This window comes from Sandaracinaceae bacterium (assembly GCA_016706685.1).
Taxonomy (GTDB): Bacteria; Myxococcota_A; Polyangia; order Polyangiales; family Houyiibacteriaceae; genus JADJJE01.
The window spans coordinates 78,328-97,394 of record JADJJE010000016.1; the positions used below are offsets into that span (position 1 = coordinate 78,328).

16 protein-coding genes are annotated in these 19,067 nt (G+C 69.6%); 8 read left to right on the forward strand and 8 right to left on the reverse strand.

Features of this window, described 5'->3' with window-relative positions:
- Positions 1-10: 10 nt before the first annotated feature.
- On the forward strand, positions 11-1,531 hold the full coding sequence (locus IPI43_20420) for a hypothetical protein (protein MBK7776469.1): 1,521 nt from the start codon (positions 11-13) through the stop codon (positions 1,529-1,531).
- A 15-nt stretch (positions 1,532-1,546) separates the two neighbouring features.
- Here the strand turns inward: IPI43_20420 and IPI43_20425 are convergent, their stop codons facing one another.
- A complete protein-coding gene (locus IPI43_20425) occupies positions 1,547-2,443 on the reverse strand; it encodes a GGDEF domain-containing protein (protein ID MBK7776470.1) in 897 nt (298 codons plus the stop codon).
- Between the two features lie 134 nt (positions 2,444-2,577).
- Here IPI43_20425 and aqpZ point away from each other — a divergent pair, with 134 nt between their 5' ends.
- A complete protein-coding gene (gene aqpZ / locus IPI43_20430) occupies positions 2,578-3,276 on the forward strand; it encodes an aquaporin Z (GenBank protein ID MBK7776471.1) in 699 nt (232 codons plus the stop codon).
- A 1-nt stretch (position 3,277) separates the two neighbouring features.
- Here aqpZ and IPI43_20435 read toward each other — a convergent pair whose 3' ends face one another.
- Positions 3,278-4,612 carry a ribonuclease H-like domain-containing protein gene (locus tag IPI43_20435; protein MBK7776472.1) on the reverse strand — a complete coding sequence of 445 codons (1,335 nt, stop codon included), beginning with the start codon at positions 4,610-4,612 and terminating at the stop codon, positions 3,278-3,280.
- Positions 4,613-4,655: 43 nt separating this feature from the next.
- The gene (locus IPI43_20440; protein ID MBK7776473.1) at positions 4,656-7,079 is read right to left on the reverse strand and encodes a DEAD/DEAH box helicase; all 2,424 of its coding nucleotides are present in this window, start codon (positions 7,077-7,079) and stop codon (positions 4,656-4,658) included.
- A 102-nt stretch (positions 7,080-7,181) separates the two neighbouring features.
- Here IPI43_20440 and IPI43_20445 point away from each other — a divergent pair, with 102 nt between their 5' ends.
- A complete protein-coding gene (locus tag IPI43_20445; protein ID MBK7776474.1) occupies positions 7,182-7,823 on the forward strand; it encodes a hypothetical protein in 642 nt (213 codons plus the stop codon).
- On the opposite strand, the gene IPI43_20450 is transcribed toward IPI43_20445, so the two are convergent.
- The 4 genes from IPI43_20450 to IPI43_20465 are packed head-to-tail and all read right to left on the reverse strand — an operon-like array spanning position 7,786 to position 11,744.
- Complete coding sequence (locus IPI43_20450) at positions 7,786-8,349, reverse strand: DUF4154 domain-containing protein (protein ID MBK7776475.1); 564 nt, start codon at positions 8,347-8,349, stop codon at positions 7,786-7,788. The two genes, IPI43_20445 and IPI43_20450, sit on opposite strands and share 38 nt — an antisense overlap.
- A 1-nt stretch (position 8,350) precedes the next feature.
- On the reverse strand, positions 8,351-10,387 hold the full coding sequence (locus IPI43_20455; protein MBK7776476.1) for a TonB-dependent receptor: 2,037 nt from the start codon (positions 10,385-10,387) through the stop codon (positions 8,351-8,353).
- A complete protein-coding gene (locus IPI43_20460; protein MBK7776477.1) occupies positions 10,384-11,028 on the reverse strand; it encodes a hypothetical protein in 645 nt (214 codons plus the stop codon). The genes IPI43_20455 and IPI43_20460 overlap by 4 nt, the downstream gene beginning before the upstream one ends.
- 8 nt (positions 11,029-11,036) lie before the next feature.
- On the reverse strand, positions 11,037-11,744 hold the full coding sequence (locus IPI43_20465; GenBank protein ID MBK7776478.1) for a hypothetical protein: 708 nt from the start codon (positions 11,742-11,744) through the stop codon (positions 11,037-11,039).
- Positions 11,745-11,960: 216 nt separating this feature from the next.
- Between IPI43_20465 and IPI43_20470 the strand changes: the two genes are divergently transcribed.
- From IPI43_20470 to IPI43_20485, 4 genes are read left to right on the forward strand one after another with little or no spacing between them, the layout of a single operon-like run.
- Positions 11,961-13,727, forward strand: coding sequence for a DUF1592 domain-containing protein (locus tag IPI43_20470; protein MBK7776479.1), 1,767 nt, complete (start codon positions 11,961-11,963; stop codon positions 13,725-13,727).
- Positions 13,727-15,061: a DUF1552 domain-containing protein gene (locus IPI43_20475; GenBank protein ID MBK7776480.1), complete on the forward strand. Its 1,335-nt coding sequence runs from the start codon at positions 13,727-13,729 to the stop codon at positions 15,059-15,061. Before IPI43_20470 ends, IPI43_20475 begins: the two co-directional genes overlap by 1 nt.
- A gap of 46 nt (positions 15,062-15,107) precedes the next feature.
- A complete protein-coding gene (locus tag IPI43_20480) occupies positions 15,108-15,989 on the forward strand; it encodes a hypothetical protein (GenBank protein MBK7776481.1) in 882 nt (293 codons plus the stop codon).
- 43 nt (positions 15,990-16,032) lie between these two features.
- The gene (locus tag IPI43_20485) at positions 16,033-16,482 is read left to right on the forward strand and encodes a hypothetical protein (GenBank protein MBK7776482.1); all 450 of its coding nucleotides are present in this window, start codon (positions 16,033-16,035) and stop codon (positions 16,480-16,482) included.
- Between the two features lie 18 nt (positions 16,483-16,500).
- Here the strand turns inward: IPI43_20485 and IPI43_20490 are convergent, their stop codons facing one another.
- Positions 16,501-17,229, reverse strand: a complete 729-nt coding sequence (locus IPI43_20490) for a TerC family protein (protein MBK7776483.1) — start codon at positions 17,227-17,229, stop codon at positions 16,501-16,503.
- A gap of 46 nt (positions 17,230-17,275) precedes the next feature.
- Between IPI43_20490 and IPI43_20495 the strand changes: the two genes are divergently transcribed.
- Entirely contained in the window at positions 17,276-19,063 is a 1,788-nt protein-coding gene (locus tag IPI43_20495; protein ID MBK7776484.1) for an ABC transporter ATP-binding protein, read from the forward strand.
- The last annotated feature ends 4 nt before the right edge of the window (positions 19,064-19,067 follow it).

Below are 19,067 nucleotides of genomic sequence, written 5' to 3' on the forward strand. Positions count from 1 at the left end.
GGGGCCACGCATGCAAGCGCGTCCCACCCTCCGCCAGCGCCTCTCGCGCGCCGCTCCATGGCTCGGGCTCGGGCTGCTCACGCTGCTGCAGCTGGTGCTCTTCGCCGCTCACTTGCCCGGCATCCATCGGCTGCCGGGGTGGTTCTACCCGCCCATCGTGCGGGGGCTCGGGGCCGGCTGGGCCATGGCCGCCGTCTGCCTACTTACCCCGTGGCTGGTGCACCTCACGCTGCGCGCCGCGCGGGCTGGCCACACCGCCGGCACCCTGACCGCGGCCCTGACCCTGGGGCTCGTGACGCAGGCGCTGTTCGTGCCCCTCGACGCCAACCGTGAGGACTCGCTGCTGGCCCGTCACGAAGGCGGTCACGGCGAGTTCCATGCGATCGCACAGAGCACGCGCGGTCACCTGCGCGACGTGCTTCAGCACTATGACGAGCGCGCGGAGGCCCGCGAGCTGGGGGTCTTCGCGCCCACCAAGCCCCCCGGCGCGCTGGCCGTCTACGCAGGCCTCGACGCCCTGGGTCGCGGGCCGCTGGCAGGCCGCTTCACGGGCTTGCGCACGCTGGCCCAGCTGAGCCCGCGTGTGTCCGGCTACCCAGACGGCTTCGTCGCGTCCGTGCTGCTGTTCCCGCTGTTCACGGCGCTGCTGCTGCCGCTGGTGGTGCTCTTGGGCGCCCGGCTCCACCAGCGAGATCACGCCGCGAGCGCGCCGGCGCCCGAGCGCCCGCCGCGCGATCTCGAGGCGGGTGCCGCCGCGGCCGTGCTGACCGCGACAAGCCCTGCGCTGCTGCTGATCACCTACCACCTCGATGGGGCGCTCTACCCGCTGTGCGCCGTGCTGGCGCTGTGGCTGGTCAGCGTGGCCATGAGCATGCACGGACCGCAGCGCGGGCTCTCCCTCTCGGCGCGCGTGCTGTCTCTGGCCACGCTGGCCGGCGTGGTCTTCGGTGCCGGGCTGTACGTCTCCTATTCGCTCTTGCCCGCCCTCGGCCTGGTGCTGGGCGTGGTCGCCGCGTTCGGCCTCGCCACCCGCCACGCGGCGCGGCCCCTGCGGCGCAGTGTGCTCACGCTGCTCGGCTTCACGCTCGGAGCCGTGGGGGTCACGGCGGCGTTCGTCCTCCTCTTGGACTACCAGCCCGCTCACCGCTTCGCGGCGGCCATGCGCTACCACGACCGCTGGAAGGCCGCGGTGCCCGTAGGCCCGTGGCGCGTCTGGGCGCTGCTCGAGTGGGCGCTCTACGCGGGCTTCCCGTTGGTGGGCCTGCTGCTGGCACGTGCGCTTCGCTCGCTGCGCCACCTGCGCGAGGCGCGGCAGGTCACCAGCACGCTCCTGCCGCTGGGAGTGGTTGCCTCGCTGCTGGCCGTGAGCGCGCTCAGCGGCACCAACGAGGTGGCCCGGATGTGGCTCTTCCTGCTGCCCGTCGCGGCCATCGCCGCCGTGCCCGCTTCGGCCCGCGGACGCTCGGTGGAGGCGCTGGCTGCGGCGCAGCTGCTGTTGGCGCTGGTCATGAAGGCCAACCAGCCCTGGTGAGGGCCCGAAGCCGCTTCAGCCCACCACGCGGTTTCGGCCCGTGCGCTTCGCGTCGTACAGCTTCATGTCGGCGCTGCGAACCAGGTCGTCGCCGGACTGCATGGTGGACGACCACTCGGCGACCCCCAGGCTGACGGTCACCGGCAGGCGCGTCCCCTCGAACTCGAAGCGCGTGGTCTCCACGAGCGTGCGCAGCTTCTCCGCGAAGATGAGCCCGTGCGCGCCGTCCAGCTCGGGCGCCAAGATGGCGAACTCCTCGCCGCCCGTGCGGCACACGATGTCGTCGCGGCGCACGTGGTCGCGCACCAGCACGCCCAGCTGGCGGAGCACGGCGTCCCCAGCGAGGTGTCCGTGCGTGTCGTTGACCCCCTTGAAGTGGTCGATGTCGAACGTGACCAGGGCGAAGGTCCGCCCGTAGCGCGTGCACCGCGACACCTCACGCTCGAGCGCCTCGTCGAAGAAGCGCTTGTTGTGCACCTGCGTGAGCCCGTCCACCGTCATCAGGCGGTAGATCTCTTCGTGATACTGGGCCTCCACGTTGCCACCCACGATGAACTTCAGGATGGTGCGCCCGACCTTCAGCTGGTCACCGTCACGCAAGACGATCGTGTCCACCAGCGTGTCGTTGACGTAGCTCCCATTCGTGGACCCCATGTCCTGCAGGACGTACGCGTCCTTGTGGTAGAGCAGCCGGCAGTGGTTGCGGGACACGCTCTCCTGGTCGACCTGCACGTCCGCCTTGCTGGAGCGCCCAATTACCGTGGGACGGCGCGTCAGCGGGATGCGGCGCCCGAGGTCGTCTCCATAGATGACCACCAGGCACGCGTCTTGGTGCTTGGGGGCCTGGGGAGGTAGGTCGGCCGCCGTGATGACGGTCCGGTGGGGGTTCGTGGTCCGCTCGTCGTCGGACATGTGGCGAACATACAGAACTTCTAGGCCGTTGACACTCCCCAATGAACGGGAGCCTCATGAGGGGTCGGCGGAAAACCATCGACATGTCCCTGTTTTGGGATAGTGTCCCGGCAACTCATGGAAAGGAGGGCTCCATGCCCTTGTCGAAGCGACTCATTGCGGAAGTGTTGGGAACGTTCTGGTTGGTCTTCGGAGGCTGCGGTAGCGCGGTCTTGGCGGCCGGCTTCCCCGAGCACGGCATCCACTTCGTGGGGGTCTCGCTGGCCTTCGGTCTGACCGTCATGACCATGGCATACGCCATTGGGCACATCTCGGGCTGCCACCTGAACCCGGCCGTCACCCTGGGCTTGGTCGCGGGCGGCCGTCACCCTGCTGGCGAAGCGGGGCAGTACATCGTGGCCCAGGTGGTGGGCGCATGCGCCGGTGCGGGCGTGCTCTACGTCATCGCCTCGGGCGCCCCGGGCTTCTCGCTCGCAGGCGGCTTCGCGTCCAACGGGTTCGCGGAACACTCCCCAGGGCAGTACAGCATGGTCGCCGCGTTGGTCGCCGAGATCGTGCTCACCTTCATGTTCCTGATGATCATCATGGGGGCCACGGACAAGCGCGCCCCCGCGGGCTTCGCGCCCATCGCCATCGGCCTCGGGCTCACGCTCATCCACCTGATCGGCATCCCGGTCACCAACCTCTCGGTGAACCCGGCGCGCAGCACGGGCCCCGCGGTGTTCGTGCAGGGCTGGGCGCTGGCGCAGCTGTGGCTCTTCTGGGTGGCGCCCATCGTGGGCGGGGTGCTCGCGGGCCTCACCTACAAGAACCTCTTCGAAGAGAAGGCGTGAGCTAGACGCGCCTCGTGAGGCGTGCCAGCCGACGCGCTGCTTGGTCCTCGTCCTCGGCGGGGACCGTCAAGCGTGCATGCGGCAGGGCGCGCTCCGGGTCCTTGCGCTTTCGCTCGTAGAGCTTCGCGAGGGCCAAGTGGACGTGGGCGTGGGTGAGCGGGGTGGCTTGCCCTGCACCGTCTGGGGATCCCTCGAGGGACAGGACGGCCGACAGCAGGGCCTGCTCTTCGCGGTCCACGTCGCCTTCGCGGCGCGCGACCCGCGCGTGCAGCAGCCACGCCTCGGCAGCGTTCGCCCCCTGCCCGTGGGTCAGCACCGCCGCGCTCGCCAGCGCCCGGGCCAGCCCGCCATCCCCAGCGCGCTCGGCCACGCGTGCGCAGGCTAGCTTGTCGCGCGGGTCCTCTTCGGCTCCCAGCCCCGCGAACTGGCCCACCAGCTCCGCCAGCAACGCCGCCAGGGCGATCAAGTCCAGCCGGTTGTGCTCGATGATGCGCGCGATGGGCGCCGCGTCGCCGCCGCGCAGGTAGGCCATGTACAGCCCTGGGATCTCGCTGCCGGCCACGTCGTCCACCCGCTGGAACCCCAGCACCTCGCGCTCGATGTCCACCAGCCGCACCCGCTCCATGCGGCCCTTGAACACGCGCCGCGCACAGTGCAGCAGGTCGAGGTGCGGCGGCACCGGCGGCGCCTTCACGCGGTTCATCACGAAGCGCGTCCGCAGCAGCGGCCAGTCGAAGCTCTTGCCGTTGAAGCTGACCACGCAGCTCGCCTCGCGCAGCTGCTCGGCCAGCGCGTGCAGCATGGGGGCCTCTTCCCCCAGGCGCCGGAGCATGAGCTTGCGTACCACCAGCTGCTCGCCCTCGAAGGCGGCGGTGCCGATCAGGAAGGGCACCGTGCCGGTCCCGCCCATGAGCCCGGTGGTCTCGGTGTCGATGTAGAGCGCACGCGAGAAGTCGAGGCCGCGCATCTGCGGGTCTAGAGCGAGGGTGGCCACCACGTCGGCGTCCACCGTGCGGGCGGCCTTGATGGCGCGCGCGCCGTGCTGCTGCTCGAGGGCACAGCGGTGCTCCACCACATGCAGTTCCCCGTGCTCTGTGAGGTGCGTGGCACCCGGCAGTTCGTGCACGCGCGGGCCCCGAGCCACGTGCTCCCAGCCGGGTGCGCTGCGGCGTGCCCTGCCGCGCGTGCGCATGCGGTCGAGATCGCCACGCACACCCTGGCCCAACGCCTCCGGTGCGGGGGGTGCCTCGGGCAGCGCCGGCTCGGGCACGGGAGCGGGTACTCCACCGGCGGTGGGCACCGTCAGCCGGCCGAGACGAGTGCGGAGGGAGGACACGCTGCCTTGGGTAGTCGCGGCGCACCGCGATGTAAAGGGTGTTCTAGTGGAGCGAGAGCACGCCCACCGAGCGCAGCACGTCCAGCACGATCTCTTTGCGGGTGGGCATGACCCCCGCGATGGGCTCGCCCTGCTCGTCGCTCTCGCCAGCGTCGGGGCCGATGCACGCAGGGCAGCCAGCCTGGCACTCGCACGCCTCCACCAGGCGCCGGGTGCGCTGCAGCAGCACCTCGCGCTCGTCGAACAGGCGCGGGGCCAGGCCGATGCCGCCGGCCACGTAGTCGTAGAGGAAGATGGTGGGGTCGAAGCCCGGCCCGCCCCCCACGCCCTTGCTGGGCGGTCCGTCGGCGTCGGTCTTGTCCCCCAGCGTCCGGCCGAGATCGCGTGGGTCCACCATCAAGCCGATGCTGGCCACCGTGTGCATGGCCTTGGACAGACCGCGCAGCGCATCGATGACCGCGGCACGGGGCTCTGGGCGCGCCTGCACCCAGTCCTCCGGAAACGTGAGCCAGAAGCCCGTGGTGTGCATCTGCATCTCGGGCAGGCGCACGTCGCCGTAGCCCACGTTCTCGTGCGTGTGGAACTTGATCTTCTTGTAGCCCACCACGCGCTCGATGACGCTCACGTCGCCCAGCCCCGCAGCCAGCGACACGTCCGGCGTGAGGCGCACGCTGGCCTGGTCGTCTTGCTCCAGCACGCTCACGCGCGTGTGCGTCTGCGCGGTGGTGTAGTAGTCCGGGGCCACGCCGCGCACGAACGCCTTGTGGTTGTCGAAGTCGAGGCGCTCCACCTGGAACTGCCCGCCGTCGTGCTGGTAGATGGCCTGCACGTGCAGCATGGTGTGCGTGCTGCGCCAGTCCATCTCGGCGATGGTCTTGTCCGTGTCGAGGTCGATGATGACGAAGTTGTCCCAGCCCACGCTGCGCAGGGACACGTTGTTGGCGGGGTAGCTGCCAGCCGCCCAGTGGTAGACCAGCTCGCCGCGACCATCGCGCGCGGGGTGCACCACCTCGTGCTCGGCCAGGAACCCGAGCGCGTCAGCCAGGGCGTCGCGAGGCACGTCGCCGAACGGGTCCGACTCCGAGAAGGGCAGCTCGAACGCGGCGCACTTCAGGTGCTGGATGAGGATCTCCACGTTGTTCGGGTCGATGCGCGCCTCTTCCACGGGCGCACCCACGATCTGCTCGGGGTCGCGCGCCACGAACTGGTCGTGCGGCTGGCTGGAGGTGACCAGCACGGCGATGCTGGGCTCTTGCCGCCGGCCCGCGCGGCCGAAGCGCTGCCAGAGCCCCGCGATGGTGCCCGGATAGCCCGCACACACCACGGCATCGAGCGCGCCGATGTCGATGCCCAGCTCGAGCGCGTTGGTCGACACCACGCAGCGGATGTTGCCCTCGCGCAGGCCCAGCTCGATGCGTCGACGCGTGTCGGGCAGGTAGCCCCCGCGGTAGGCCTGGATGCTCTCCGGCGGCACGTTGGGCATCTTGTCGCGCAGGTACTTGAGCATGACCTCCACGCCGTTGCGCGACTGCCCGAAGACCAGCGTGGCCACGTCGGCCGAGACCAGGTCCACCGTGAGGCGCACGGCCGCTTTGATGTAGCTCTCGCGAATGCCCAGCTCGGCGTTGATGACCGGCGGGTTGTAGACGCGCACGTGCCGCGGGCCCGACGGCGCGCCGCTCTCGCCCAGCACCCGCACGGGGCGGCCCACGATGCGCGACGCGTGCTCGGCCGGGTTGCCGATGGTGGCCGACGCCGCGATGAAGAGCGGCTCGCTGCCGTGGAAGCGCGCGATGCGCTGGAGCCTCCGCACCACGTTGGCGAGGTGCGAGCCGAACACGCCGCGGTACATGTGGAGTTCGTCCACCACCACGAAGCGCAGGTTGGCGAAGAAGCGCGCCCAGTTGGCGTGGTGCGGCAGGATGCTGGCGTGCAGCATGTCCGGGTTGGTGATGAGCACGCCCGCCCGCTCTCGCGCCGCCCGCCGCGCGTCGCCGGGGGTGTCCCCGTCGTAGGTGATGGCGCCCTGCCCGATGCCCGCGTCGCGCAGCAGCCCGCGCAGGCCGTCTTCTTGGTCACGCGCCAGCGCCTTGGTGGGGAACAGGTAGAGCGCCCGCGCGGTGCTGTCCCGCGCGAGGCCGTCCATGACCGGCAGGTGGTAGCAGAGGCTCTTGCCCGACGCGGTGGGCGTGGCCACCACGAAGTCGTGCCCCGCGGCGGCGTGCGCGAGGGCCTCGAGCTGGTGGGTGTAGAGCGAGGTGATGCCTCGCTTCTGCAGCGCCTCGCGCACGGGCCCCGCCAGCGAGTCTGGGACGGGGCCAGTGCGCGCCTCGCGCGGCGGCAGCTCGTGGGCCAGCACCATGTTCTTGCCGCGCCGGCCGTCCTCCCAACGCTCGAGCACCGAGGCGATACCGACTTCTCGCTGCCACGGCGCACGGCGGCGCCCATCGAACGCTTCGCTGGACATGGGGGCCACTGTACGCGCGTGCAGTGCCCCGAGCAAGAGCGCTGCAAGACGCTCGGCGCCACATTCCGTGACGGCTCGCCTGCTCTAGCTCCGAGCACCAGCATGACCATCGACGCCACCGAGCTCCATCGCCGCCTCCGCGCGCTGGACGTGCACCTCGCCGAGAGCACGGACCTCTTCGATCACTTCTGGCCCCTCGAGCTCGGCCCTCCCACCGGCGAGGCCGCGCTGGCGGAGGCCGAGCAGGCCTGTGGCATCCCCGCCCCCGAGCCGCTGCGCTCGTTCCTGTTGCAGCACGCAGCCAGCGGGCGCTTTGGGTACAGCCTCAAGGAAGAGCACCTCGAGGCGCTGGATGCGGAGTACACCGGCGCTCAGGGCGGCTTCATGCTGTTGAGTCCCGTCGAGATGGTGGAGGCGCGAGCGCGTATCGCGGCCTACATGGACGAGGGATTCGATCTGGGCGCCATGCTGCCGTTCGTGAAGGACCACAGCGCCGCCACCTGGCTGTGTGTGACCACCGGCCGCCACGGCGTGGTCGTCGCGCACGTCCACCACGACGCGGACGATGGGAGTTCGGGCGGGGAGCTGACGGGTTCTTCGGGGGGGGGGGCGGCGGGGGGGTCCGGCCCCCCTTGGGAGGACCAGCCCGAGCAGGGGTGGCCGCCCGCGAGGCCTTCGGGCTCGAGCCGGCGTGAGACCAGCCGCGCTAGAGCACCTCGGCCAGGCGCAGGAGCTGCGAGCTGAGCTCCACTCCTTCGGCGCGCGCGTGCGCGAGGTTGACGATGATCTTGGCGCGACCGTCTTCCATGAGAACCGCCAGGGTGGTGGCATTCACCGCGTGCTGGCGCTCCACGCCCACGGTGAGCAAGCGACGCCTGCGCGTGGTGGTGGTCAGCGCGGAGAGCGAGGAGTCCAGCCCCGAGCACACCACGACCACGTCCACACCGTTGGCGGCGCCCGTCTCGATGGCACCGGTGGAGTATGGCGCCACCGTGGCGCGCATGGGCAGGCCCTGCACGGTGGAGCGCGACAGGGCCCCGAGTCCGCGCGCGAACGCTGCCGCTTCGCCCTGCGACGAGGCGTTGTTGGCGGCGTGCAGGATCAAGATGTCCAGCGAGCCCCCGGCCCGGTTGGGCAGCGTGCGCTCATAGGACAGGGCGCGCGCGATGACCGGCGAGAGCCGCGCTGCGCTGGACGCATCGGCGCGGGTGTGGAGCGGGGCCACGCACAGCAGGAAGACGAACGACAGGATGAAGAATCGAATGATCACGTCAATTCCTCCTGTGTTCGACGCCGATGAGGAACGAAGTGCCCGCCATGGACGCTCCGGGGAGAGGGGACTCGGCCTGCTGTGGCAGGTTGGCTTGCACGCGGAGCGAGAGCCACACCGGCAGTGAGCTGCCGACCTGCTGCTCGAGCATGGCGCTCAGCTGGACGCTGGTGTCGATGTTCGCCGTGAGGATGGACGTGGGGACTCCGGCATACATGAGGTAGTCGCGCCCCGTGGCGAGGGCCACGGAGAGGCCGTAGCGCATGCTGTCGCTGCGCAGCGAGCCGCGCGCCATGAGGCCCGCGAGGACCGACGCGTTGATGTCCTCGGTGCCCACGGTGGGGACTTGGGTGTCGTCGCGGGGCACGAAGTACGTGTAGGACACGAAGGCCGAGAGCAGGAGCAGGTCGCTGTGCTTGTATTCGGCTTCCGCGTCGCCACCGACGAACCAACGCGAGCCCGCTTCGTTCACGAAGGTTCGACGCACGATGGGCGCGAAGTCTTCAATGACCAGGTTGCGCATGCGCCCGACCCAGGCTGTGGCCCCGAGCCGCAGCCCCGCGCGCGGCGAGACCGTGAGCGCGATCTCACCGCCGTCGTTGGCCGGGTTTTGGAGCTGGGGGCGCCCTTCGAGCAGGATCAAGCCGCTGGTCGGGTCCACGAAGCGGCCGCCCACCTCCACGTAGGTCGGCGCGCGAAAGGCGCTGGCCCCCACCAAGCGAATGGCGAGGTCGTCCGTGTGATAGACGAGCGACCCGCGGTACGAGAAGGCCAGGTCGCCGGTCATGGTGGGGATGTCCCCGCGCAGCGCGCCGGTGAACGACCAGCGGTCGGTGGGGTCCCACGCGAAGCGACCATAGAAGCCCCAGCCGGTGCGGTAGTCGCCGTTCTCGTCGGGGTGGATGTACGGCGCGGTCACCCGGTCGAGGTCGAACTGGGCGCCGAAGGTGGCGGTCAGGGTCGGGTGCGGGACGAGCGTGAACTCCGACCCGACGCTGGTCCGGGCGCTGCGCGTTCCGTCATACGAGAAGCCCGAGTAGTCGAGGCGATCGGTCTGGATGGCGCGGAGCTGCGTGCGCGCGAACGCGCCGATGGTGCCGAGCGCGCCTGGGAGGTCACGGGAGGTGAAGCGCAGCTGCGCCATGCCCAAGAGCCGCTGCTCGCGGATGTCTTCGAGGACGAAGTGCTCGAGCGAGGAGCCGTGCGCGATGGAGCCGCTGACTTCGAAGTCGAGCTGACCGGCAGCAAGCGTCGCGCCCAGGCGGGCCAACAGGGCGCCCGAGATGCGCGGCTCTAGCGTGCCGCTCTGCGAGTCGGAGAACACCGAGTCATAGGACGCGTGGGCAAAGACCGCGCGCTGGAAGCGCTCGCCCGCCCGTGAGTACACGCCCGCGAGGTCCGTGACGGGGTGCCCCGCGGTGTCGATGCCCACCTCGGCGCGCACGGCGCCCTGCGGCACGGTCCCGAAGCCGCGATAGCTGACCAGCTGGATGACGCCGGTGTACGCGTTGGCGCCATAGATGGTGCTGACGGGACCGCGCACCACGTCGATGCGCTCGAGATCGCGCGGGTGGATGGGCACCGTGGACCAGTCGATGGCCCCGTCCACCGGGCTGTTGAGCGGCATGCCGTCCAACATGATGATGACGTTGTTGCCGGTGATGCCCCCCGCGCCGCGCATGGCGACCAAGTAGCTCCCCGGTGCCACGCGCTGGACCTGCACACCCGTGACCAAGCGCAGCAGCTCCGGGATGGTGCGTGCCCCCGAGAGGCGGATGGCGCGCGCGTCGAGTGTGGTCACCGACGCTGGCGCCGACAGCACGTTCTCTTCCGTGCGAGACACGGCGCTGGTGGTGCCCATCGTGTCTTCGAGTTCTAGCCCCAACAGGTCCTCGAGGGACTCCTCTTCGATCGCACCTTCACGGGAGGGTTCGTCGGCTGGGGTGTCCTCCGCGACCGGCTCTTGAGCATGCACGCGGGTGGCACCCAGCGAGGCCAGCACCACGAGCGCCAGAGCCCAAGAAGCGCGGTGACTCATGGCGTCTCCAGCCGCGTCGTGGGCTCGGGGTCGAACGCGTGGAAGCACCCCTCGATGTCGTTGCCCTCGCGGAAGCCCACGAGCGCGAAGCGGCCCGCGATCTCGTTGACCCGCTGGAGCTCGATGTCCACCGTGCCGCTCACGAAGTTGAGGTCGGCGCTGTCGCTGCCCGCCGAGAGCCGCATGGCGGCCTGCGCGAAGCCATCTTCGTGGCGGAGCGCGGCGTCTGGCGTGGCGCCGATGACGAGCGGCCAGGCAACGTCGCTCGGCATTCCCCCGCCCACGGAGTCGAGCGTCAGCTCGAACCCGAAGTAGGGCGCGAAGCCCACCAGCGACACCTCGCTGCGGGTGAGGGTGAAGTTGGTTCGGATGAGGTTCTGGAAGTTGGTGGCGTCGAGCGTGGCGTCCATGACCACCGGCACAGCTTGGAGCTCGCCCCGAAACGAGATGACGCCGAGGCAGCTCTCATCCTGTTCGAACGCATCACGGCAGGCGTCCACGGCGGCCTGCCATTCGGCCGCGGACTCCGCGTCGCAGAGGTAGTCCTCCTCCGAAAACGCCGACTCTGTGTCGAAGCCGCTGGTGCAGCCGCCGCTCCAGATGGCCGCGCCCGCGATCAGTGCTGCTACGAACCTGTGCATCGCTACCCTCAGTTGAGCCCGACGTCCGAATCCACGCACGGCGCTGTGACGCTGATGAGAAGGCTGTCAGTCGGCGACCAACGTGCGTCGATCGTGACGCCGATCTCGCCATCCCCAGACGGGATCACGACAGTGTCCGCGCCGGGCGTGCCCGTGAAGCGCTCCAGCGTCACGTTCCCTTCGAGCGCCGCGACTTCCAGCACGGTGGTCTCGTCCGGCAGCGTCTGCCACTCGAACTCGAGCCACATCTCGTCCGCAGCGGGCAGCCCCACCGCCAGGCGCGGCACCACCGTGATGTCCGCGCCGATGGCGTCGCCTTGCAGGTCGTGTTGCTTCAGTTCCAGTTCGAGGAAGCGCTGCTCGCCGTTGATGGTGACGGTGGCGTTGATCTTCACCTCGTTGAACACGGCGGTGGCGAGGTCGGGCTCGCCGGGCATGCTCGGCGACTCGTCCGCGAGGTACTCGCGCTCGCACGAGATTCCGGCCGCGAGCGCCTCGGCACCGCGCAACTCGATGTCCACCATCTCGCCGTCGATGATGCCTCGCACGATGAGGTGGGGCTCTTCGCCTTCCCACGCGATGCCGCCGCCGCCTCCACCCGAACAACCGAACAAAACCGGGCAGGCAAGCAGCACAGTGAAGGGATGGCAGATTCTCATGGGGCGTTCTCCCGAGAGGGCGGCACCTACCACGAGGCGACCGCCGTTGACCTTCATGATAGGTGTTTCCCCCCATGAGTGGAACGACCGCGCGCGATTTCGCGACCGAACCAGAGACTTTTCTCGGTCGCTGCGACCCGCGTCCGCTCCCAGCGGACATCATGGCAGCCTGATACCATCTCATCCGCGCTGCGCGTATCCCTTGGACGCAGCTGTGAAGCTACACTCACGGGCGACTGGTTGAACCACTTTGTCTATGATACTATCAGCTCCGTGAGACGACACTCGTTCGGTTCGGGCGGCGCGGGGCACGCGCTGCTCATCGCTACACTCGCCCTTTGGGGGTGCGACACCGTCGGTACCATCGGCACCGCGCCGGCCGATCGTCCTGTCCCTCCAGAGCCGGACCTCCCTCCGCCGCCGTTTGCGCCGGCGCCCGCTCAGCTGCTGCGCCTCACGGCCGAGCAGTTCGACAACGTGGTCCACGACCTGTACGGCGATGACGTGGTGAGCGCGCTGCCGCTCGAGCCCGACGTGCGCCTCGCGGGGTTCTTCGCCGTGGGCGCGGGCGTGGACAGCATCTCCGAGAGCGGCGTGAACCAGTACGAGGCGCAGGCGCTGTCCATCGGTGAGCAAGTCATGACGGCGGGGCCGGCGCGCGACGCGCTGTTCGACTGCACGCCCAGCGGGACGACGGACGACGCGTGCGCGCGCGCGTTCATCACGCGTCATGGCCGGATGACCTACCGGCGCAGCCTCACCGAGGCGGAGATCACGCGCTTCGTGACGCTGGCGCGCGAGGCGGCCACCGTACGGGGTGACTTCCACGCTGGGCTCAGCCTGGTGGTAGCAGCTCAGCTGCAGTCGCCGAACTTCCTGTACCGCCGCGAACTGGGCGAGGCGCTCCCGTCCACGGAGGGGCAGCCCGAGGGCTATCGTGAGCTGCGTGGCACGGAGCTGGCCAGCCGGCTCAGCTTCTTCCTGTGGAACACCACGCCGGACGCCGACCTCCTCGATGCCGCAGAGTCCGGTGCCCTCGACACCACGGAAGGCCTCGAAGCCGAGGTGCGCCGAATGGTCGATGATCCCCGCACGCGGCGCGCTGTGCGCTCCTTCTTCTCCGAGATGCTGCAGCTCGACCGACTGAGCAACCTCTCGAAGGACAGGAACGCGTTCCTGCACTACTCCCCTGCCGTGGGCCCGGCTGCGCGTGAAGAGACCCTGCTCACCATCGAGGACCACGTCTTCGGGCAGGACGCCGACTACCGCGACCTGATGACCACGCGCACCACCTTCGTCGATCGCACCCTCGCGGCCATCTATGAAGTGCCGGCGCCCACCCGAGAAGGCTTCGGGCGCTATGAGCACTCGGCGACCGGCATGCGCCGCGGCCTGCTGGGACAGCTGTCGTTCCTGGCGCTGCACGCGCACGCCACGCGCTCCTCGCCCACGCTCCGCGGTCGCTTCGTGCGCATCAACCTGCTGTGCACGGAGGTGCCGCCGCCGCCCGCCAACGTGGCCGTGGACCTGAGCGAGACCGACGCCACGCTGTCCATCCGCGACCAGCTGTGGGAGCACCGCGAGAACCCGGTGTGCGCCAGCTGCCACGAGCTGATGGACCCGATCGGCCTCGGCTTCGAGAACTTCGACGGGCTCGGTCAGTTTCGCGACGTGGACTGGCGCCTCACCTTCGGCCCCGACGGCGACGTGGTCCGTGACGACAACGGCGACCGCGTGCTGGCGCGCGGCCCGGAGCTGGACGTGACGGGCGAGCTGGACGGGGTGCCCTTCGAGACGCCCATCGAGCTGACCGATGCGCTGCGCAACCACCCGGACCTGCCCACCTGCTTGACCCGCAGCGTCTATCGCTACGCGACGGGCCATGAAGAGCTGCGCAGTGAGGCCGCCCAGCTGGTGGCCCTGGGAGAGAGCTTCGCGGACTCGGGCTACCGCGTGAAGGAGCTGCTGGTCCAGGTGGCCCTGTCCGAGGGCTTCCGCCGCGCCAGCGGCCTGCGCACCGTCGCCGAGGAGACCAACTGATGGCCAAGACCACGATCAGCCGACGCACCCTGCTCAAGGGCATCGCCGCCGGAGGCGCCACCGTCGCCATCGGGCTGCCGACCCTGGACATCTTCTGCAACAGCAACGGCACCGCGCTCGCGCAGGGCTCACCCTTTCCCGTGCGCTTCGGCGTGTGGATCTGGGGCAACGGCAACATCCCAGAGCGCTGGACGCCGCTCTCCACGGGCCGCAACTACCAGCTGAGCACTCAGCTGAGCGGGCTCATGCCGGTGCGCGACGACGTCACGGTCGTCACGGGCACCATCGCGGCTTCGGTAGCCCGTGAGCCGCACAACGACGGCTCGGCGTCGTTCCTCGCGGGGACGCCCATCCTGGCGACCGGTCAGCACGACATCCTGGCGCCCACCGTCGACGTTCTCGCTGCGAACGCCATCGGCGGCGCCACCGCCTTCCGGTCCATCCAGGCCGGTGTGGAGCCCGACCTCGGGAACGGCACGGTGAGCGTGAACGGGCCTGGCAGCAACAACCCAGCCACGGTCGACCCGCTCACGCTGTACCACAAGCTCTTCGGCGAGGGCTTCGCCCTGCCCGGCGAGGAACCGGTCATCGACCCGCTCTGGCAGCTGCGGCGGAGCGCGCTCAGCTCGGTCATGGAGGAGTCGGCGGCGCTGCGGTCTCAGCTCGGCACCCACGACCAGCGGCGCCTCGACGAGCACCTCGACGGGGTCCGTGAGCTCGAGCTGCGTCTCCTGCGGTTCGAGGAGGACCCTCCGAACCTGGCAGCGTGCGGCCTCGCGCGGATCCCGCTGGACGCCTACCCCGAGGTCAACAGCCGCCCGCAGATGAAGGAGCGGCACCGCATCATCGCAGACTTGCTGACCATGGCGCTCGCGTGTGACCGCACCCGCGTGGTGCACACCATGTTCTCGCGCGGCGGCAGCAACGTGCGCTTCCCGGGCGTGGCCACGGGGCACCACGAGCTCAGCCACAAGATCGACCCCACCTCGCAGGACCAGCTCGACATCATCGTGAAGCAGATCGTCGACGAGTACGCCTACTTCGTGCAGGCGCTCGCCGCCGTGCCCGAGGGTGACCGGCGCCTGCTGGACAACGTGGCTGTCGTAGCCAGCAGCGACTGCTCCTTCGGCGCCGAGCACGACATCATCGAGTACCCCATCCTCATCGCGGGCAGCGCGGGGGGCGCACTCGTGAGCGGAGAGCACATCCGCGCCGAGGGTGAGGTGGCGTCCAAGGTCTCCTTCTCGCTGCTGCGCGCCGTGGGTGCGAGCGTGCAGCGATTCGGGGTGAACGAAGCCGAGGCGACCACCGGTCTCACGGGGCTCGAGACCTGAGATGCGCTGGCACGCCTCGATTCATGCTCTCCCCCTCGCTGCCCTGGTGGCCTTGGCCACGGCCGCGCTGCCCAGCTGCGCCGAGAGCGCGCCCGGCGAGACGCACGTCTACGTGATCGACGAGCTGCGCATCCTGACCTCGCCCGAGGTGGTGGACGGTGTGTCCATCGTCGATGGCTTCGACCTCGACGGCGTCGATGGCCCGCCAGCAGGCGCGACCTGCCGCGACCACCCCGACTGGGTGGCGCCAGATGGCCGCCTGGGCATCGACAACCAGCTCGCGGGTGGCGGCCTGGCCCAAGTGGTGCGCCTCTTGGCGGAACAGGAGGAGGACAGCACGGCCCTGTTCGAGGGGCTGGTGCAGGGAGCGGTCACCGCCGGCACCCTCCTTGTGCTGCTCCGGTTCGACGACGTGAACTCGTTCGAGAACGATGACCACGTGACGATGACCGTGCTCCTCGGTGAGCCCTTCGCCGTGGGCGTCGGCACGGACGGGCGACTGCTGGCGGGTCAATCGTTCGACATCCGCCCAGACACCGAGCCCGTGGTGGTGGAGACACGTATCCGCGATGGGGTGCTCCACGCGGAGGGTGTCGAGCTCGGGCTCACGGGCTCCATCCTGGATGTGGAGTTCGATATCCCCCTCACGCTCGGACAGATGCGGGTCGAGTTCAACCCCAACGGCACGGTCACCGGTGTGTTGGGCGGCGCGCTCCCCTGGAACACCATCGCGGACGTCATCCCGCGCATCGGCGGCGCGTCGCAGTACGCCGACCTCGGCCGCCGCGTCCTGGGGGCCATGGCGGACATCATGAATCTCGAGACAGGGCAGTGCGATCGGCTGTCCGCTTCCATCCGTACGCACGGAGTGCCCGCTTTCATCCTCGACGAGGCCCCGTCCGCAGTGGCCGACGCTGGCACCCCCTGAGGTGACCACTGGCGCGGCTGTGTGCATTTGGTAGCTTCTGCTCATGTCCGCGCGCTTCGAGACCGACACCTCCCAGTACCCGCTCGTGGCGGTCAGCATCCCGAGCCAGCGCGTCACGGACGACGAGATCCTGCGTTTCATCGCTGGCCAGCGCGAGCTGCTGGGCCGCCGCACCAAGCACCTGGTGCTGTGTGACGCGCGCACCGGTCACGTGCTCCCCGCCACGCAGCGCAAGCTGTTCGGCGACTGGCTGAAGGAGTCCCAAGACGGGACGCGCCGCTACACCGCCGGCATGGCCGTGGTGGTCGACAACGCGCTCATCCGCGGCGCGCTCACGGCGGTGCTGTGGGTGGTGGAGCCGGCCTGCCCCACGAAGATCGTGGCCACGGTGGACGACGCCATCACGTTCCTGACGGAGTGTGGCGAGCGGGCCGGCCTGCCAGACGTGCGCGCCAAGCTGGACGCGGCTCGCGCCCACCGCCGCAGCGCCTGACGGGCAACACCTCTCGCGTCAGGCGGCCGGTTGGTGGGGCCGCTTGCGAACACGCATGTTGATGGCCTCCACCACGAGGCTGAACGCCATGGCGAAGTAGATGTAGCCCTTGCTGACGTGCTGGCCGAGACCCTCCGCCACGAGCATGACCCCGATGAGGATGAGGAAGGACAGCGCCAGGATCTTGAGCGTGGGGTGCTTCTCCACGAAGTCGCCGATGGGTTTCGCGGAGATCAGCATGACGATGGTGGACACGATCATCGCAACGACCATGACCCAGATTTGGTCGGCCATGCCCACAGCGGTGATCACCGAGTCCAGCGAGAAGACCACGTCCACCATCATGATCTGAGCGAGGACGGCTGCTGCGTTCTTGGCGGCCTTGGCGGCCATCGCCGGGTCCGCCGGCAGCCCGTCTCCCTCGATCTTGTTATGGATCTCGTGCGTGCTCTTGGCGATCAGGAACGCTCCGCCGGCCAGCAGGATCAGGTCTCGCCCGGAGAGTTCGTTCCCCGCGATGGTGAACACCGGCTCGGTGAGGCTCATGATCCACTCGATGGCCATCAGCAGCCCGATACGCATGGCCAGCGCCAACATCAGGCCAATGCGCCGCAGCCGCTCGCGCTGATGGTCCGGCATCGGCGCCACCAGGATGGCGATGAAGATCACGTTGTCGATCCCCAGCACGATCTCCATCGCGGTCAGGGTGAAGAGGGCTACGAGGGCATCGAGTAGAGCGGCGTCCATGCCCGCCGACGGTAGCGTGAACGTGGACACGCGGCTATCACCGATTATGCCTGGCACCCCCGCGCCCGAGCGTCCCCTGCGGCGCCTCCTCGCCTACGCAGCGCCGCATCGTGGCCGGGTGCGCCTGGCGGCCACCTACTCGTTCCTGAACAAGCTCTTCGACCTGGCCCCACCGCTGCTGATCGGCGCGGCCGTGGACGTGGTGGTCACCCGCGAGCAGTCGCTCATCGCGGGCTTCGGCGTGGTGGAGCCTTCGCACCAGCTGTGGGTGCTGGCGCTGCTCACGGTGATCATCTGGGGGCTCGAGTCGGTCTTCGAGTACCTCTTCCAGGTGGCCTGGCGAAACCTCGCGCAGGACATGCAACACCAGCTGCGCATCGAGCTCTACGACCACGTGCAGTCGCTGGACGTGGCCTGGTTCGAGGAGCGCGGCACCGGCGAGCTGATGAGCGTGCTGAACGACGACGTGAACCAGCTGGAGCGCTTCCTGGACACCGGCGCCAACGAGCTGATCCAGGTGGGCACCACCGTGCTGGTGATCGGCGCGGTGTTCTTCGCGCTGGCGCCGTCCGTGGCCGTGCTGGCGTTCCTGCCCGTGCCCTTCGTGCTGTTCGGCTCGTTCCGCTATCAGACCCTGCTGATGCCGCGCTACGCCCGGGTGCGCGACAAGGTGGGCTCCCTCAACAGCCGCCTGGCCATCAACCTGGGCGGCATCCGCACCATCAAGAGCTTCACCAACGAGGCTCACGAGCTGCGCCGCCTCGAGCAAGAGAGCGAGGGCTACGCGGAGGTCAACCAGCACGCCATCAAGCTGAGCGCCGCGTTCGTGCCCATCATCCGCATGGTCATCGTGGTGGGCTTCATCGCCACCTTGATCGCCGGCGGGGAGCTGGCGCTCGCTGGGACGCTGGCCATCGGCTCGTTCTCGGTGATGGTGTTCCTCACGCAGCGCCTGCTCTGGCCGCTCACGCGCCTGGGCGAGACCTTCGACCTCTACCAGCGGGCCATGGCGTCCACCACGCGTGCGCTGGACCTCTTGGACACGAAGCACGCGCTGCCCGACGGCGACCAGGAGCTGCAGAGGGGCGAGGTGCGCGGGGCCCTCTCCCTGCGCGACGTGGCGTTCGCCTACCGCCCCGACGTGCCCGTGCTGCGCGGCCTGAACCTCGAGGTGCCGGCGGGCCAGACGGTGGCGGTGGTGGGCGCCACCGGCTCCGGGAAGTCCACGCTGGTGAAGCTGCTGCTCCGCTTCTACGACCCCAGCTCGGGCTCGGTGACGCTCGACGGCCACCCGTTGCCCGCGCTCACGCTGAGCTCCCTGCGCGGAGCGATCGGCCTCGTGAGCCAGGACGTGTTCCTGTTCCATGGGACCGTCCGCGAGAACATCGCCTATGGTCGGCTGGACGCCACGGACACCGAGATCCTCTCAGCCGCCCGCAAGGCGGAGGCCCTCGAGTTCATCGAGGCGCTCCCGGAGGGGCTCGACACCATCGTGGGCGAGCGCGGACAGAAGCTCTCGGGCGGGCAGCAGCAGCGCCTCTCCATCGCGCGCGCCATCCTCAAGGACCCACCCATCCTGGTGTTCGACGAGGCCACCTCGGCCGTGGACAACGAGACCGAGGCCGCCATCCAGCGCTCGCTGGCCGAGGTGAGCCGCGGGCGCACCACGGTGGTGATCGCCCACCGCCTCTCCACCATCCGCGCGGCCGACCGCATCGACGTGCTCAGCGAGGGGCGCGTGGTGGAGTCCGGCAAGCACGAGCAGCTGCTGGCTCGAGACGGCCTCTACGCTAGCCTGTGGCGTGTTCAGACCGGCGAAGCCGCGCCGCACTGACGCC